This is a genomic window from Brachybacterium muris, from assembly GCF_016907455.1.
Lineage (GTDB): Bacteria > Actinomycetota > Actinomycetes > Actinomycetales > Dermabacteraceae > Brachybacterium > Brachybacterium muris.
In genome coordinates this window covers 2,070,420-2,086,518 of sequence record NZ_JAFBCB010000001.1, presented here as the reverse complement: position 1 = coordinate 2,086,518, position 16,099 = coordinate 2,070,420, and the positions used below count along the sequence as shown (strand labels likewise).

Genomic DNA, 16,099 nt, shown 5'->3' with positions numbered 1-16,099 from the left:
CTTCTTGATTATCCCAAATCGGTCTGACAGACGAGTCGGATAAGCCGAGAACGGATGGTCATCAGTTGCTGAATCGGGGATCCGAGAAACCCTGGGGGGCGTCAGCTTCCCTTGCGGCCTGCCGGCGAGGAGGCGGGAGGTAGAGATGGGCAACGTGGTCCGCGGGATCTCCGCGCGCTCGGAGACCTGTTACGCGGTCAGGCCCAGCACCATGCGCCAGTTGCGCAAGTGCTCTCCGAGCTCCTGCATCTCCCTCTCGATGTGGAACCCCGCCACGGCTGCCCCCTACCTCGACCTAAGAGCAGCCCGGTGCCAGCCTGGATCCGAGTGAGCGAGATCAGATTCCTGCGCATCGTCACGCTATGCTCAAGCGTCCAGCGACCCCGCTTCGGAGCGACGATCCCCCTGGCCGGATCGCGATCGACGAGATATTGGACCACCTTCTCGTATTCGGCGCGGGAGAGCGCCACGGTCGCTCCGTCGCGCGCGTCATCGTTCCGTCGTGCCAACGATCGAATATCGATGGTCTCGCCCTTGATCGGGTTGGCGTCAATGAGCTCATCCTCGATGTTTCATCGGGCTGGTGAGCGGGGACTGTCGGCGTCGTTGCCGGTGTTCAGCTGCTGATTGTGGCATTCGGGTGTGACAGATCGTCGCAGTGTCCGTTGCGGGCGGTCGGGTTCCACTCCCGAGAAGAGATGCTGCTGGTCGGTGGGACGGGCGGCCTTGCCGGATCAGGTCTGCGCGACGGCAATGCGGAGCCGGTTGACGCCGGTTAGGACGGTCAGTGCTTCGGGAGCGTGCTCGGCGAGGTGCAGGATCCTGTGCCGGCAGCGGCGCACGAGGGTCGCGGGGATCTCGAACAGCCGGGCGCGGAGACGTTTGGGCTCCCAGCGACGTGCGTCGTGGCCGGTCAGCGCGATGGTCTGCATCCAGGCGACGAGCTCGCTGGCGAGCTGGATGATCTGGCACCAGAGCTGATTCTGCGCGAAGCCCTGCAACGGGAATTTCATCAGGCCCGTGTCTTTGGCGTTACGGATCCGGTCTTCGCAGCGCGCCCGGCGACGGTGCCGCAGCTCGAGCACGGGAAGCTGGCCGCGCGGGGAGTTGGTGGCGAACGCGGTGATGCGCATCCCCTCGTGATCGGTGATCCGCAGCTGCGCCCCAGGATGAGGACGTTCCTTCCGCACGATCACCCGCATCCCGGGCGGCCAACCCTGAAGATCCAGCAGCCCGGTCAGTTCCGCGACCCATGCTCCGTCGCGGATCCCGTCGGTGTCGGTGTCGTAGGCAGGAGTCCACGTCTTCGCCTCATCGATACGTTCCAGCAGGTCGGGAGTGTTCGCGGGGAGGGTGAACCCGACTGAGTAGGCCAGACGCTGCCCGGTCAGCCACTTGACGAAGTCCTTGGTGCCACCGGCTCCGTCGGTGCGGATCAGGACCTTCTTCGACCCCCTTCCGCCGGAGGAGAGCAGACCAGCCGGGAGCTGCGCAAGGGCCTGCCTGGTGATGGTGATGTGATCGGCGGCGGTGTTGGAACCGGCGTTGCCGGGGCGCAGCTGGATCGCCAGCGGTTCCCCGGTTCCTTCGCTGCCGTGGTCCAGGAACGCGCACAACGGGTGATAGCCGAACCCGCGTTTGAACGTCGGTGCGGCCTGCTCCTTCTCACTGTGGACGTTGATCAGGGTGGCATCGAGGTCGACGACCAGCGGGTTCTTCGCACTGACCCCCGCAGCCGGGGAATGCGCTCCGGCGAGGGTCCAGGCTCTTTCACGCGCGGTGCGGCGGGCCTGGGAGATCGCCTCGATCACCGCGGGCGTGTCCTCGGCCAGTGTAGTGATCATGCGGGAGATCGTCGGGGTCGAGGCGACATCGCCGAACAGGCCCGGTTCGCACCGCAGTAGGTCGGTGTCACGGGTGACCTCTCCGCCGACTGCGAGAGTCATCGCCAGGTCCAACAGGATCTTCGCAGCGTGATGCTCTGCCAGCGGTTTCGTCCAAGGATCCAGCACCTCACGCAGCGAAGAGGCGAGGCCGGTGGCGTGGATCGCGTCGGTCAGCAGCACCGCACCAGCATGCGAGACCGCTGGAACCGGGGCGATGTCCACGCGCGGGCGGGGGTAGAAGAACAAGGTAGGGTGGGACACCTGAAAGGTGCTCCTTCCAGTGGATGGCTACGAGTCTGGACAACCCGTATCATCCCAGGTCAGGAGCATCTTTCTCTATGCCGTCCACCAGTCGAAACCACACCTCGATGAAATCTCGAGGCTCATGGCGACGGAGGCTTCGCATGACCCACCCTGCGAGGACGGAGCGAGAGCGATGGGCGACCTCCCGGCCGTGGAGACTCGAGATCTCCTGCAGGCAACCTTCCATGGCGAGGTACTTGGTCGCCGCCGAGATGGTCTTGTCCCCGAGTCCTTCGCAATGGCGATGGGGTCCTTGCTGCTACCTTCGCAGTCTCCCAGCAAGAGGGTGAGGGCCGCAAGGTAGGCCGTCTTCGTGCGTTCGCTCAGCCGCGGCGCGCCTTGGATCTCGGGTCGCACGATGGCTTCGCAGAAGTCCCGTAGCGATGCGCGGCGAGTCCAGACGGTCGCGGCACCGCGCCGGTGCTCTGCCAGCATCTCATCGGCCTTCGCCCGGGCACGAGCGCGGATTGCCGTATCCGTATCCCGGGGGCCGCCCTCCCGGTGGCCGCCCTGAGTGTACCGTCTGGTCGGTGAGGCATTGCCCGGGAGCAGGATCGACCATGCAAGCCGCCTTCCTGTCGCGCAACCCTGATCGTCTCTGATGACCGCCACGGACGCTCGGTCGATGCTCGTCTGGCCTTCGCTCAACCGGGTCGTCGCCGCCCGTCCGCGCTGTCTCGTCACGACCCAAGGTTATGCGCAAGGTTCTACGCAAGATCCGGGAATTCTGAGGGAATCTGAAGCGCGCCGGAGCCTCAAAGGTCACTCAAAGGCGGCTATGACCTGCTGGAAGACCGCAATCTGCCAGGGGTGAAAACCCGGAGGTCATAGGTTCAAATCCTATCCCTGCTACGAGATGAAGGCCCTGATCAGCAGGAATGCTGATCAGGGCCTTCGCTATTCCTCCAGGCCAGTCGTACTCGCCCGATTCCTCGGTGGTCTGGCAGGATTGCCCCATGACGGCCACCGCACCCGCTGCCCGCGCTCAGCGATCCTTCCTGTTCCTCGGCGACTCCATCACGGACTGCAGCCGCGCCGAGGACCCACAGGGTGTCGGCTATGGCTACGTGCGCCTCATCGCCGAGCACTTCGCGGCTCACGAGCCCACCGCCCGCGTCATCAACCGCGGCATCTCCGGTGACCGGGCTCAGGAGCTGGTGCGTCGCTTCGATCGGGACTGCCTGGAGCTCGAGACCGACGTCATCACCATCTACATCGGAGTCAACGACACCTGGCACGGCTTCACCCGGGGCGAGAGCGTCACCGCGGAGGAGTTCGAGCGCGACTACCGGTACATGCTGGACCAGCTCTCGGCCACCCGGCCCGCTGTGCCTGTGCTGATGGTGGTCCCCTTTGTCACCGACATCGACCAGGAGAAGGCCGGCTTCCATGCCGATCTCGACCAGAAGGTGGCAGTGATCCGCGATCTGGCCCACGAGTTCCGGCACGCAGTGGTGGACCTGGAGCAGGTGATGGAGCGGGCCTGGTCGGCGGGGCACACACCCGCCAGCATCGCCGAGGACGGCGTGCACCCCACGATCGCCGGTCACCGCCTCATCGCCGACGCCTGGCTGGCCGAATTCGCACGGATCGACGACGCCCGGGACTGACGGGACCGGCTGCTCCCGGCTGCCCGGTCAGCGCAGCGGCCTGGTGACATCCACCGAGATGAACCCGCGCCGGAACGTGCGTGCATCCACCCGCAGCACCCGCCCTGGGTTCACCGGATTCCGCAGCAGTATGTGACCACTGACCGGTTCCGCCCCGACCACCGCGAACACGTGGTTCGGCGGCAGAGGGCCGTGGGCCGTGCGCACCCGGCGGCTCAGCGGGTGGGTGGAGGCGAGGATCGCGCGGTGCTCGGCCCTCCAGGCCTCGATCTGACCGGCGGGGGGCATCGCCAGCAGCATGCGTCCCCACTCGCCCAGCAGCAGCTCCAGGCCGAAGCGCCCGAAGCCCCGCTGAAGGAATCGGTAGCCGCCCGCGACCTGCAGGGCGATGGCCTTCTCCAGCACCCCCGCCCAGCCGGGGCCTCCGCCGTCCTGCCGGCCGTAGACGAACATGCCTGCTGCGTCCACCGGCATCATCCGATCCACCCGCACGGGGTGCCCGGCTCCTGGCAGCCGTACGGTCACCGATCCGTCCTGCTCCCGGGTCATCAGCGCCTGCAGACGCTCCGGAGCCGTCTCGTGCACCGCGAGCATCCCTGCCATCACCCAGCAGTCGCCCAGGCGTCCCTGGCGGGGCCGAGCCGATGGCCGCCAGGGCCCACGGTCCTGCGCGAACCGTACGGCATGCGGACCCGGGGCCAGGCCCTCCGAGGATGTCGTCTCTGAACCCGGCGAGGCCAACGAGGACGACGTCACCCTGATGCGACCCAGGAGGCTGGCCAAAGCCGTCAGGGACCGTCGCCAGGTGCGCAGGCGCACGCGAGCCCCGCGCTGCCCGTGAGCGGCCGCCTCGGGGACGGGGGTGCTCATCGGGTGTGCGGGGCTCGTCGGGCGTGCGGTATCGGCCGCTGGTCGGTCAGTCCTTCTCGGCCGGGGCGACCTTCTGGCCGATGCGGTCCATCACGTCCGTGAACCACTGCTGGGAGATGTCGAACGCCTTGTGGCCGGCGATGCGGTCGAACTCGATCGCGCGCAGCACGTTGCCATTGTCCTCGTCGTGGCCGATCACACCGGAGCCGCCCTCCAGCGACACCTGCACGGCGAGATCGGTCATCGACTTGATCAGGCGCAGGTCATCGGCGTTGGCCTTCGCCGAGCGGGAGAAGTAGCCGGACTTCTGGACCATGACCTTCTCGGCGCCCAGCTTCTCGGCGAACTGCTTCGCGAACCACTGGCCGGGGTTGATCTTGTCGATCTTCACGTGGCCGAAGGGGTCCTTCTCCGGCTCCTCGCCACGGCTCTGCATCTCGGCGACGATCTCGGGGATGCCGGCCCCCTCGGACAGGAAGATGTTCACGCAGCCGTGCTCGTCCATGACCTTCTTCAGGCGCTCGGCCTCACCGTCGATGTCCAGGGACATCTCCGGCAGGAACACGGCGTGCACGTCCCAGCGCTCGGCCTTGTGGCCGATCCCGGGCAGCCACTCCTGCTGGGCGTGCCACTGCTGGTAGTACTCGGCGGCCTGGGCGGTGAGGTACCCGCAGGCGCGGCCCATGATCTCGTGGATGATCAGCATTCGCGGGTTGGAGCCGTGCTCGGCGATGATGTTCTGCGCGAACACGCTGGTCTGCTCGGCAGCGGTCATCGCGCCCAGGGACTGACGGATCGGCACGATATCGTTGTCGATCGTCTTGGGCAGGCCCACCACGTGCAGGTCGTAGTCGTTGTCGTGGAGGTACTTCGCGAGGTCCGCGGCGGTGGTGTTGGTGTCGTCACCACCGATGGTGTGCAGGACGTCGACGCCGTCCTCCTTGAGCTTGTTCGCGGCGACCTCGAGGGCGTTCTCGCCCTCCTTGATCAGGCCCCGCTTGACCAGATCCGCGGTGTTGGTGAGCTTGACGCGGGAGTTGCCGATGGGGGAGCCGCCGTAGTTGTGCAGCAGGCCGGCCTTGGCACGCACCTCCTCGTCCACCACGATCTTCTCGCCGGACAGGAGGCCCCAGTAGCCGTGCTTGTAGGCGATGATCTCGACCTCGGGCACCAGCTCGTTGTACCGCTCGATCAGGCCGCCCACGGCGGAGGAGAGGCAGGGGGCATAGCCACCGGCGGTGAGCAGAGCGACGCGCTTGACGGTCATGGACGATCAGATCCCTTCAGAGTTCGGGTCAAAGACGCCCAGAGTCTACCGAGCCGCATAGGGACCTCCGTCCAGCGCAGTCCCCGGCACGTCCCGAAGGACCGGGACTAGAGGGGGACTGCTGCATCAGGCGCGGTCGCGGCGGACGATTCAGCCGCGTCCGCTGCGGGTGGTTCAGTCGCGGTCGTCGCGGGCGGCGATCGCCTCGAGCACCTCGTCGTGCAGGATGCCGTTGGTGGCGACGGCACTGCCGCCGAAGGGACCGTCCTCCCCGTCGATGGAGGTGAAGCGGCCGCCGGCCTCGGTGACGATGGGGGCCAGGGCCACCATGTCGTGCAGGTTCAGCTCCGGCTCACAGGCCACGTCCACCGCGCCCTCGGCCACCAGCATGTACGACCAGAAGTCCCCGTAGGCGCGGGTGCGCCAGAACCGCTGCATGAGGTTGAGCATCTGCGGGAGCCGCTCGGCGTCGGCCCAGCCGTGCAGAGAGGAGTAGGACAGGGAGGCGTCCTCGATGGAGTCCACCTGAGACACCTGCAGCCGCGAGGCGCTGCTGATCCTGGAACCCGTCCATGCACCGGCACCGGCACCTCCCCACCAGCGGCGCGAGAGGGAGGGGGCCGAGACCAGGCCCACCACGGGCTGACCGTCCTCGATCAGACCGATCAGGGTGCCCCATACGGGCACACCGCGCACGAAGTTGCTGGTGCCGTCGATCGGGTCGATCACCCACTGGCGGTTCGAGGAGCCGGTGGAGCCGAACTCCTCACCGATCACCTGGTCCCGCGAGCGGGACCGCGACAGCTGCGAGCGCACCAGCTGTTCGGCGGCCCGGTCGGCGTCGGTGACCTCGGTGAGGTCCGGTTTGGTGGTGACCTCCAGGTCCTGGGCCTTGAAGCGGGACATGGTGAGCTGATCCACGGCATCGGCGAGCACATGGGCCAGACGGAGATCATCGGCGAAGCGGCTGGACATGGGTAGAGCCTAGACGTCCCAGGGGTCGTTCCGGCGCAGCGCCGCGGCCAGACGTCGGTACGAGGCCAACCGTGCGGGCCCGGCCGTCCCGGCCTCGCCGCGCTCCACCAGCTCATCCAGTGCGCAGTCCGGGGCGTCCTCGAGGTGGGTGCAGCCGCGGGGGCACTGCTCCGCCAGCTCCGCGAGGTCTGCGAAGGCCTCCAGCAGCTCCTCGGGCGCCACGTGCCCCAGGCCGAAGGAGCGCACCCCCGGGGTGTCGATCACCCAGCCCGCGGAGTCCGGCAGCTGCATCGCCAGTGCCGAGGAGGAGGTGTGCCGGCCGCGGCCGGTCACGGCGTTGACCACCCCGGTGGCGCGCTGCGTCCCGGGCACCAGGGCGTTGAGCAGGGTGGACTTGCCCACCCCGGAGTGGCCGATCAGCACGCTGACGTGCCCGGTGAGCCGCTCACGCAGCTCGTCCAGGCCTACGATGGTCCCGTCCTCCGCCTGGTGGGTGACCAGGTGCTCCAGTCCCAGCGGCGCGTAGCTGTGCAGGAAACCCTCCGGGTCTCGCAGGTCCGCCTTGGTCAGCACCAGCAGCGCATCGATCCCGGCCACGTACGCCGCGACCAGGCAGCGGTCCACCATGCCACCGCGCGGCTCCGGATCGGCCAGGGCGGTCACCATCACCATGGTGTCCACGTTCGCCACCAAGGGACGCTCCGAGGAGTCGTCGTCGTCGGCGCTGCGCCGCAGGAACGAGCTGCGCTCCTCGATCCGCACGATCCGGGCCAGGGTGCCATCGGCACCGGACGTGTCACCCACCAGCGCCACGATGTCCCCGGGGACGACGGGGGAGCGGCCCAGCTCGCGGGCCCGCATCGCGGTCACGGTGCGCTCGTCCTCGGTGCCGGCACCGACCACGGTGCGCCACCGCCCTCGGTCCACGGACACCACGCGGGCGGGGACCGCGTCCTTGTGGGCAGGGCGCTCCTTGGTGCGCGGACGGCTGCCCCGGCGGTTGGGGCGCACCTTCACGTCGGACTCGTCGAAGTCGCGCGCTGAGCGGCTCAACAGGTGCCCCCTGCGGGGGAGTCGGTGTGGAGCATGGACAGCCACATGCCCACGAAGTCCGGCAGCGTCTTCTGCGTGGTCTCCACGTTCACCACCCGCACGTCCGGCACCAGCAGTCCGATGATCGCGGCGGCGGTGGCCATGCGGTGGTCCTCGTAGGTCTCGAACACGGTGCCGGTCAGCGGTCCGGGGGCGATCTCCAGTCCGTCCTCGGTCTCCACCGTGGTGGCCCCGATCCGGGTGAGCTCGGTGGACAGGGCCCGCAGCCGATCGGTCTCGTGACCGCGCAGGTGCCCGATGCCGCGCAGCCTGCTGGGGGTCTCCGCCAGTGCCGCCAGTGCGGCGATGGTGGGTGTCAGCTCGCCGGTGCGGGACAGGTCGGCATCGATGCCCATGATGGTGCCGGTGCCTCCCACGCAGATCGCGTCGTCCTCACGCCACACCTCTGCGCCCATCTTCTCCAGCAGCTCCCGGTACGCGTCGCCGGGCTGGGTGGTGCGCTCGGGCCAGTCGGCGATGGCGATCGTGCCCTCGGTGACCATGGCGGCCGCCAGGAACGGGCCGGCGTTGGACAGGTCCGGCTCCACCATGATGCTGCCGGGCCGGATCGGGCCACGGGCCACACGCCACGTGTGCTGGCCGTCCGGATCCACCTCGTGCTGGGCCTGCACCCCCACCTCGGCGAGGGTCTCCATCGTCATCTCGATGTGCGGCAAGGACGGCAGCGAGGCACCGCGGTGCACCAGTTCGAGGTCCTCCTCGCCGCGGGCGGCGACCAGCAGCGCGTTGGAGACGAACTGGCTGGAGTCCGAGGCGTCCACCACCACGCGGCCACCGGCGAGGCGGCCCGTGCCGTGCACGGTGAAGGGGAGGTGCCCCGGCTCGCCGTGCTCGGTGACCTCGATCCCCTGGGCTCTGAGCACCGCTATCACCGGGGACATGGGCCGCAGCAGCGCGCCGGTGTCCCCGGTGAAGCGGACGTCCCCGTGGTGCAGGGCGGCCAGCAGCGGCACGAAGCGCATCACCGTCCCGGCCAGGCCCGCGTTGATCTCGATCGGCTCGGCGGGTTCCGCCGCCGGCGGGGGGATCGGGGTGACGTGCAGCGCCCCGTCCCTCACCGACAGCACCGCGCCCAGGCGCTCGAGCGCATCGCGCATCAGGCGCGTGTCGCGGGACACCAAGGCCCCGCGCAGCTCGGTGGGCTCATCCGCGATCGCGGCCAGGAGCATCCACCGAGCCGTGAGCGACTTCGATCCGGGCACCCTCACCAGGGCGTCCACCGGCCTCTGGGCGACCGGAGCGGTCCACAGAACCTCGGAGCTCACGCGCTCAGCCCCGCTGAGCGGCCAGCTTCTTCTGCGTGGCGTCCACGCTCTTCTTGGCCTTCTTGCCCAGCTTGTCGGCCTTCTTCTCCAGCTCGCGCTGCTTGGCCTCGGCGTTCTTCTTGCTGCGCTCGACGAACTTCTCGACGCGGTAGCCCATGGAGGGACGGCCGTCGTGGTCGACCACGGCGAGCAGCACGCCACCGAGCAGACCGGCGTCGGTGAGGATCGACTGCAGCTCCTGCATGCGCTCCTCACCGGAGAGCTCCCAGATGCGCTTGCGGCCGGCCCAGCCCACCGAGGTGGTCACCAGCAGGGTGGCCGCCGCCAGGCGCGGGCAGCGGTTGGAGGCGTACATGATGCCGGCGCCGGCGGCGACGGCACCGGAGACGCGGATGATTGTGCGGGCATCGAGGAAATCAGGGGTGGAGGTCTTCGCCAGGGCGGAGTCGACGGCCTCGAAGGCCTGCGGGTAGACATCGATCTCGCGCTCCGGCTGGGAGGCCGTGCGAATCCCTTCGAGGATGAAGGGGGCAGCGAGCAGGGGGCGGGCGATGCGGCGGACCAGAGACATGGTGTCCTCACGTTCTCGACGATTGTCTGGAGAGCCGAGGCCGGGTGTTCTGGCCGACCCGGGATACCTCGGCACGCGGATCAGCCTACCGTGACTGGCACCACCATCAGGTGCGGGACCGGTGCAGGGCCGGGAACGACCGCAGCCGGGACGGGAACATCGGCCGCCGCCGCGGCGTTCAGACCTTCGACGGGCCGAGACCGGCCCGAGGACCCAGAACGTGGAGAGGGGGCCGGATGAGCCTCGCAGTCCTGGACGCGCCCGGGCGCGCGCCCGAGGTTCCTGGCGTAAGTTGGGTACCGATGACACAGACCGAGCCCACCGAGCTGCCCGGCGGCCAGGCCGCCCCGGTACCGGACGATGCGACAGCGGGGGACACCGACTTCGACTTCGAGACCGAGGCGCTGTCCCACCTCGACTCCCTCTACGGCGGTGCCCTGCGGATGACCCGCAACCCGGCCGATGCCGAGGACCTGGTGCAGGAGACCTTCATGAAGGCCTTCCGCGCTCGGGACCGGTTCACCCCGGGCACCAACATGCGCGCCTGGCTGTACCGCATCATGACAAACACCTACATCTCCACCTACCGGCAGAAGCAGCGCCGCCCCAAGGAGTCCTGGACCGACACGGTCGAGGACTGGCAGCTGGCCGAGGTGGAGTCCCACACCAGCAAGGGCCTGCGCTCGGCCGAGACCGAGGCACTGGACCACCTGCCGGACTCCGCGGTGAATGACGCCCTGGCCGAGCTGCGCGAGGACTACCGCATGGCGGTCTACCTCGCGGACGTCGAGGGCTTCGCCTACAAGGAGATCGCCGAGATCATGGACACCCCGATCGGGACGGTGATGTCGCGACTGCACCGCGGGCGCCGCCAGCTGCGGGAGCTACTGTCCGACTACGCCCGTCGCAGCGGCTACCTGCGCGAGAGCGACGACAGCGCCGAGCAGTCGGAGGAGGAGCGATGAACCGCGAACCGATCGACCGCATGCCGACCGAACGGGACCCCCGCTTCGGACTGGAGGAAGCCCTCGACGGCGAGCTGCCCATCGACATCGTCGAGCGCATGCTAAGCCACGCTCAGGGGTGCCCCGAATGCGCCGAGGAGCTCGAACGGCTGCGCCGGGTCAAGGACCTGGTGCGCCGCAGCTGCGCGGACCGCGCCCCCAGCTCGCTGCGCGAGCGGATCACCGTCCAGTACCGCAGCGTGACCGTCTCCCGCGCCGCGGCCGACGGCTCCTCCAGCGTGCACATCTCCACCACCAGCTCGACCGTCAGGCAGCCGCGCACCTGACGCCGATGTCAGGGCCGACGGGGCCGCCGGTGCTGCCATCGCGCCCGATCACCGGCCGGACATGCAGAAGGCCTCTCCCCGAGCGGGGAGAGGCCTTCGTAATCACCGAGGTGATCAGCTGCATCAGCAGTTGGGGCGCTTGCCGTGATTGGCGCCGTTCTTGCGGCGGGACTTGCGCTTGCGTCCGCGCTTGCTCATCGCGCTCTCCTTCCTTCGGGCCGGTCAACCCCGCAATTGTGCCATAGCCCGGGGTCCGGTTGTCGTGCTCAGCCGGCGGGTGCCGCGCCGGAGTGAGTCGGATGGATCACGCGGAGGTGCCCAGCCAGCTCCCGAAGCCCCCGTGGAGCACCAGCCAGGCCATCAGGCCGTAGCCCGTCTGACCGGGATGATCGCCCTGGGAACGCGCCATGTCGCCGGTCCACTGCTCGTGGCCGTCCAGCGCCTGGACCGTGTCCACGTAGGGGATGCGGCGCCGTGAGCAGACGTCCTCGTAGGCGCCGGACAGGTCCCGCACGGCGGCGGTCAGGCCGGCATCGCGGCTGGGCGGGGGTCCCACCACGAAAGCGGACATCCGCTGCCGCTCCAGGCCGTCCAGCACCTTGGCCAGGTTCAGGCGCGAGCGCGCCAGGGAGATGCCGGAGGTGACGTCCGCCCGGCCCATCCCCAGCACCACACGATGGTCGATACTGCCATCGGCGCGTCCCCGCTCATCGGTGCGACGAGCGACCTCCGCGTCCCACCGCTCGGCGAGCTCCGCGGAGGTCTCCTGCGGCAGTGCCGAGGTGAACAGGTCGATGCGGCTGGTGGCACCCTGCTCGTTGGCCACAGCGCGTCCCAGCCAGCCCAGGGCGCGCGCATCACCCACCCCGGCCAGCAGTTCGTCGCCCAGGGCGATGATGCGGATACGGGGGTCCTGGTGGGCATCGGACGGGGTGGATGGCGAGGGCACCGGTACCTCCTGGGACGGGGACGAAGGCTCCACTGTAGCGACGAGGCCGCTCAGCGTTCGAAGGCACGGCGCAGCAGGTCCTCCTGCTCCGCCTTGTGGGCGGTGGAGGAACCGGTGGCGGGCGAGGCCGAAGCCGGACGGGCCACCACCCGCAGGGTGCGCCCCACGGTCACGGCGAAGTTCATCGCCATGTAGAACCAGGCACCCTGGTTGCGCGGCTCCTCCTGCACCCAGGTGAGCTCGGCCTCTGGGTAGGCGTCCAGGGCGGCGACCAACTGGTCGACAGGCAGCGGGTACAGCTGCTCGACCCGCACGATCGCCGTGTCCTCCAACTCCTCCTTGGTGCGCTTGGCCACCAGGTCCCAGTAGACCTTCCCGGAGGTGAGCAGGACCCGCGTCACCTTCGCCGGATCCACCGTGGTGTCCGGCAGCACCGGCTCGAAGGTGCCGGAGGTGAAGTCCTCCACCTGGCTGGTGGCGGCCTTGTTGCGCAGCATCGACTTCGGCGTGAACACGATCAGCGGCTTGCGGGGGCTGGCCTTGGCCTGACGGCGCAGCAGGTGGAAGTAGCTGGCCGGCGTGGACGGCATCGCCACCCGCATGTTGTCCTCGGCGCACAGCTGCAGGAAGCGCTCGATGCGGGCGGAGGAGTGGTCCGGGCCCTGGCCCTCGTAACCGTGGGGGAGCAGCAGCACCACGCCGGAGTTCTGACCCCACTTCTGCTCGGAGGCCGAGATGAACTCGTCGATGATGGTCTGCGCGCCGTTGACGAAGTCGCCGAACTGCGCCTCCCACAGCACCAGCGAGTCCGGGCTCTCCACGGAGTAGCCGTACTCGAAGCCCAGGGCAGCGAACTCCGACAGCGAGGAGTCGTACACGTTGAACCGTGCCTGGTCGTCCCCGAGGTGCAGCAGCGGGGTCCAGGTGTCACCGTTCTCGTGGTCGATGAAGACGCTGTGGCGCTGCACGAAGGTGCCGCGCCGCGAGTCCTGACCGGCCAGGCGCACGCGGCGCCCCTCCATCAGCAGCGAGCCGAAGGCCAGCAGCTCGCCGTACGCCCAGTCGATGTCGCCCTCGGCGGACATCTGCTGACGCTTGGCGGCCAGGGGAGCCAGCTTCGGGTGCACGGTGAAGGACTCGGGGTAGGAGGTGTGGGCCTCGCCGATCCGTTCCAGCACCGAGGCGTCGATCGCGGTGCTCACGCTGTCCTCGTCGCTTGCGGCCCCGGCCTGCTCCTGCTTCTGCGAGTCGGGCAGGTCCAGGCCCTGCACCTCGTCCTGGGAGTCCTCCCCCTTGGCGGGACGCGTCGAGGCGAACGCCTGGTCCAGGTGCTCCTGGAAGTTGCGCATCACGCCCTGGGTCTCGTCCTCGGTGAGGTCGCCGCGTTCGATCAGCGCCTCGGTGTACAGCTTTCGCACCGAGGGCTGGTTCTTGATCAGCGCGTACATCTGGGGCTGGGTCATCGAGGGGTCGTCCCCCTCGTTGTGACCGCGGCGGCGGTAGCAGACCATGTCGATGACGACGTCGCGGTGGAACTTCTGACGGTAGCGGAAGGCGATCTCCGCGACCCGCACGCAGGCCTCCGGGTCGTCACCGTTGACGTGGAAGATCGGCAGCTGCGTGGACTTCGCTACGTCCGTGGAGTAGAAGGACGAGCGCGAGGAGTCCGGCAGGGTGGTGAAGCCGATCTGGTTGTTGATGACCACGTGGATGGTGCCGCCGGTGCGGTAGCCGCGCAGCTCCGAGAGGTTCAGGGTCTCGGTGACCACGCCCTGCCCGGCGAAGGCCGCGTCGCCGTGGATCAGGATCGGCAGCACCGGGAAGTCGTTGCCGCGCTCGAGCTTGTCCTGCTTGGCGCGCACGATGCCCTCGAGCACCGGGTTCACGGCCTCCAGGTGGGAGGGGTTCGCCGCCAGGTACACCTTGGTCTCGGCGCCGTCGCGCGCGGTGAAGGTGCCCTCGGTGCCCAGGTGGTACTTGACGTCGCCGGAACCGAGGTTCTGGCCCACGTTGCCCTCGAACTCCTGGAAGATCTGGGAGTAGCTCTTGCCGGCGAGGTTGGAGAGCACGTTGAGGCGGCCGCGGTGGGCCATCCCGATGCAGACCTCTTCCACCTGGTCGTGGGCGGAGTCGTGCAGGATCGAGTCCAGCATGGGGATGACGGATTCGCCGCCCTCGAGCGAGAATCGCTTCTGGCCCACGAACTTGGTCTGCAGGAACGTCTCGAACGCCTCGGCGGCGTTGAGCCGGTCCATGATGTGGGTGTGCTCCTCCTTCTCGAAGGGGCGGCGCGGCGTCTCGATCTCCCGCTGGAGCCAGTTGCGCTCCTCGGGATCGGTGATGTGCATGTACTCCACGCCGATCGAGCGGCAGTACGCATCGCGCAGCACCGCGAGGATCTCGCGCAGGGTCATCTCGTCCTTGCCGCCCAGGCCCCGGGTGGGGAAGGTGCGGTCCAGGTCCCACAGCGTCAGGCCGTAGGTCTCCACGTCCAGATCCGGGTGGTGACGGACCCGGTACTGCAGCGGGTCCGTATCGGCCATCAGGTGGCCGCGCACCCGGTAGGAGTGGATCAGGTCCATCACCGGTGCCAGGCGCTCGGACTTCGAGTAGCGGAAGGGGTTGTCCTCGACCCAGCGGATGGGCTGGTAGGGGATGCGCAGCGCCGCGAACACCCGGTCGTAGAAGGCGTCCTTGCCCAGCAGCTTGTCGGCCATCTTCTTCAGGAACTCGCCGGAGGCGGCTCCCTGGATGATGCGATGGTCGTAGGTGGAGGTCAGCGTCATCACCTTGGACACGGCGAGGTTCGCGAGGGTGGCGGCGCTGGAGCCCTGGAACTGTGCGGGGTAGTCCATCGCGCCCACGCCCACGATCACGCCCTGCCCCTTCATCAGGCGGGGGATCGAGTGCACGGTGCCGATGCCACCGGGGTTGGTCAGCGACACGGTGGTGCCGGTGAAGTCGTCCATCGTGAGCTTGCCCGCACGGGCCTTCTTCACGACCTCCTCGTAGGCGCGCCAGAAGCCCAGGAAGTCGAAGCGCTGCGCGGCCTTGATGTTGGGGACCACCAGTCCGCGCGAGCCGTCGGGGCGGGGCATGTCGATCGCGAGACCGAAGTTGATGTCCTCGCGCTTCAGCAGGAGGGGCTTGCCCTTCTCATCGACGTCGAAGCCGTTGTTCATGTCCTGGATCTCGGTGATCGCCTCGATCATCGCCCAGCCGATCAGGTGGGTGAAGGAGACCTTCCCCTGCCGATTGCGCTTGAGGTGGTTGTTGATGACGATCCGGTTGTCGAACAGCAGCTTGACCGGCACATCGCGCACGGACGTGGCGGTGGGGACGGTGAGGGACTCGTCCATGTTCCGCACCACGGCGGCGGCCGGACCGCGCAGCTTGACCTGCTCGGGCTCACTCAGCTCCACCGCGGGGATCTGCGAGGTGGTGGTGGGGATCTTGGCGGGCCGGTCCGAGGTGCTGGAGATCGTGGGGCCGTCCGACGAGCCTGTCTTCTGACTCGTCTCAGCGGTGTCGGTCTTCTCAGCCTTCTCGGCCTTCTCGGTCTGCTTCGGCTCGGGCGTCTTCGCGTCGGCCTTCGAGGCGTCGTTCACGGGGGAGGATTCCTTCGCGGGAGTCGATGAAGGGGCAGGGGGCGCGTCGAGGCTCTGCTCGGAGGCGGGGGACTCGTCGGGTGCACGAGTGCTCGCGGCGCTCTCGGCGTCGTCGCGGTCAGGCTCGGGCGCCCGTTCGGGCTCGGGGTCCGCTTCGGAGTCGGAGGTCTGCTGGGCGGTGGAGGAACCCGAGCCGCCGGGATGCGAGGCGAAGAACTCCGCCCAACTCCGATCGACGCTCGCGGGATCCTGCTGCCACTGCTCGCGGAGCGCGTCCACGAGCCACTGATTGGGACCGAACTCCGGGGTCTCCGGGCTCTGTGTCTGCTGTGACACTCTGAGATCGCCAGCCTTCTCACGGTCGAGTGATGTGGATGCGACCAGCGTAACG

At 68.6% G+C, this 16,099-nt stretch carries 14 protein-coding genes; 4 read left to right on the top strand and 10 right to left on the bottom strand.

Translation table 11 applies throughout. From position 1 onward, the window contains the following. Positions 1–362: 362 nt before the first annotated feature. Positions 363–587 carry a hypothetical protein gene (locus JOD52_RS09620; RefSeq protein WP_204409688.1) on the top strand — a complete coding sequence of 75 codons (225 nt, stop codon included), beginning with the start codon at positions 363–365 and terminating at the stop codon, positions 585–587. Positions 588–734: 147 nt separating this feature from the next. Here JOD52_RS09620 and JOD52_RS09615 read toward each other — a convergent pair whose 3' ends face one another. Further along, a complete protein-coding gene (locus tag JOD52_RS09615; RefSeq protein ID WP_420887412.1) occupies positions 735–2,147 on the bottom strand; it encodes an IS1380 family transposase in 1,413 nt (470 codons plus the stop codon). Positions 2,148–3,145: 998 nt separating this feature from the next. Here JOD52_RS09615 and JOD52_RS09610 point away from each other — a divergent pair. Next, entirely contained in the window at positions 3,146–3,799 is a 654-nt protein-coding gene (locus JOD52_RS09610) for an SGNH/GDSL hydrolase family protein (RefSeq protein WP_204409687.1), read from the top strand. A 27-nt stretch (positions 3,800–3,826) separates the two neighbouring features. Here the strand turns inward: JOD52_RS09610 and JOD52_RS09605 are convergent, their stop codons facing one another. From JOD52_RS09605 to JOD52_RS09580, 6 genes are all read right to left on the bottom strand, one after another. Further along, positions 3,827–4,669 (bottom strand): C2 family cysteine protease, encoded by an 843-nt coding sequence (locus JOD52_RS09605; RefSeq protein ID WP_204409686.1) that lies wholly within the window; start codon positions 4,667–4,669, stop codon positions 3,827–3,829. A gap of 46 nt (positions 4,670–4,715) precedes the next feature. Next, the gene (locus JOD52_RS09600) at positions 4,716–5,936 is read right to left on the bottom strand and encodes a pyrophosphate--fructose-6-phosphate 1-phosphotransferase (protein WP_204409685.1); all 1,221 of its coding nucleotides are present in this window, start codon (positions 5,934–5,936) and stop codon (positions 4,716–4,718) included. A 174-nt stretch (positions 5,937–6,110) separates the two neighbouring features. After that, the gene (hisN, locus tag JOD52_RS09595) at positions 6,111–6,911 is read right to left on the bottom strand and encodes a histidinol-phosphatase (RefSeq protein ID WP_017824032.1); all 801 of its coding nucleotides are present in this window, start codon (positions 6,909–6,911) and stop codon (positions 6,111–6,113) included. A gap of 9 nt (positions 6,912–6,920) precedes the next feature. Further along, complete coding sequence (gene rsgA, locus JOD52_RS09590; RefSeq protein WP_017824033.1) at positions 6,921–7,964, bottom strand: ribosome small subunit-dependent GTPase A; 1,044 nt, start codon at positions 7,962–7,964, stop codon at positions 6,921–6,923. Next, on the bottom strand, positions 7,961–9,289 hold the full coding sequence (gene aroA, locus JOD52_RS09585) for a 3-phosphoshikimate 1-carboxyvinyltransferase (protein ID WP_204409682.1): 1,329 nt from the start codon (positions 9,287–9,289) through the stop codon (positions 7,961–7,963). Before aroA ends, rsgA begins: the two co-directional genes overlap by 4 nt. A gap of 4 nt (positions 9,290–9,293) precedes the next feature. Beyond that, positions 9,294–9,860 carry a DoxX family membrane protein gene (locus JOD52_RS09580; RefSeq protein ID WP_017824035.1) on the bottom strand — a complete coding sequence of 189 codons (567 nt, stop codon included), beginning with the start codon at positions 9,858–9,860 and terminating at the stop codon, positions 9,294–9,296. Positions 9,861–10,162: 302 nt separating this feature from the next. On the opposite strand from JOD52_RS09580, the gene JOD52_RS09575 reads away from it, so the two are divergent. Both JOD52_RS09575 and JOD52_RS09570 read left to right on the top strand, forming a co-directional pair. Continuing rightward, positions 10,163–10,825 carry a sigma-70 family RNA polymerase sigma factor gene (locus JOD52_RS09575; protein WP_204409680.1) on the top strand — a complete coding sequence of 221 codons (663 nt, stop codon included), beginning with the start codon at positions 10,163–10,165 and terminating at the stop codon, positions 10,823–10,825. Further along, positions 10,822–11,151 (top strand): hypothetical protein, encoded by a 330-nt coding sequence (locus JOD52_RS09570; RefSeq protein ID WP_017824037.1) that lies wholly within the window; start codon positions 10,822–10,824, stop codon positions 11,149–11,151. The genes JOD52_RS09575 and JOD52_RS09570 overlap by 4 nt, the downstream gene beginning before the upstream one ends. A gap of 123 nt (positions 11,152–11,274) precedes the next feature. Here JOD52_RS09570 and JOD52_RS17875 read toward each other — a convergent pair whose 3' ends face one another. The 3 genes from JOD52_RS17875 to JOD52_RS09560 all read right to left on the bottom strand — a co-directional run bounded on the left by JOD52_RS17875 (position 11,275) and on the right by JOD52_RS09560 (position 16,044). After that, positions 11,275–11,349 carry a 50S ribosomal protein bL37 gene (locus JOD52_RS17875; RefSeq protein ID WP_370696128.1) on the bottom strand — a complete coding sequence of 25 codons (75 nt, stop codon included), beginning with the start codon at positions 11,347–11,349 and terminating at the stop codon, positions 11,275–11,277. A 106-nt stretch (positions 11,350–11,455) separates the two neighbouring features. Further along, on the bottom strand, positions 11,456–12,100 hold the full coding sequence (locus tag JOD52_RS09565; protein WP_204409678.1) for a GDSL-type esterase/lipase family protein: 645 nt from the start codon (positions 12,098–12,100) through the stop codon (positions 11,456–11,458). A 50-nt stretch (positions 12,101–12,150) separates the two neighbouring features. Beyond that, positions 12,151–16,044, bottom strand: coding sequence for a multifunctional oxoglutarate decarboxylase/oxoglutarate dehydrogenase thiamine pyrophosphate-binding subunit/dihydrolipoyllysine-residue succinyltransferase subunit (locus JOD52_RS09560; protein WP_204409676.1), 3,894 nt, complete (start codon positions 16,042–16,044; stop codon positions 12,151–12,153). Positions 16,045–16,099 lie beyond the last annotated feature (55 nt).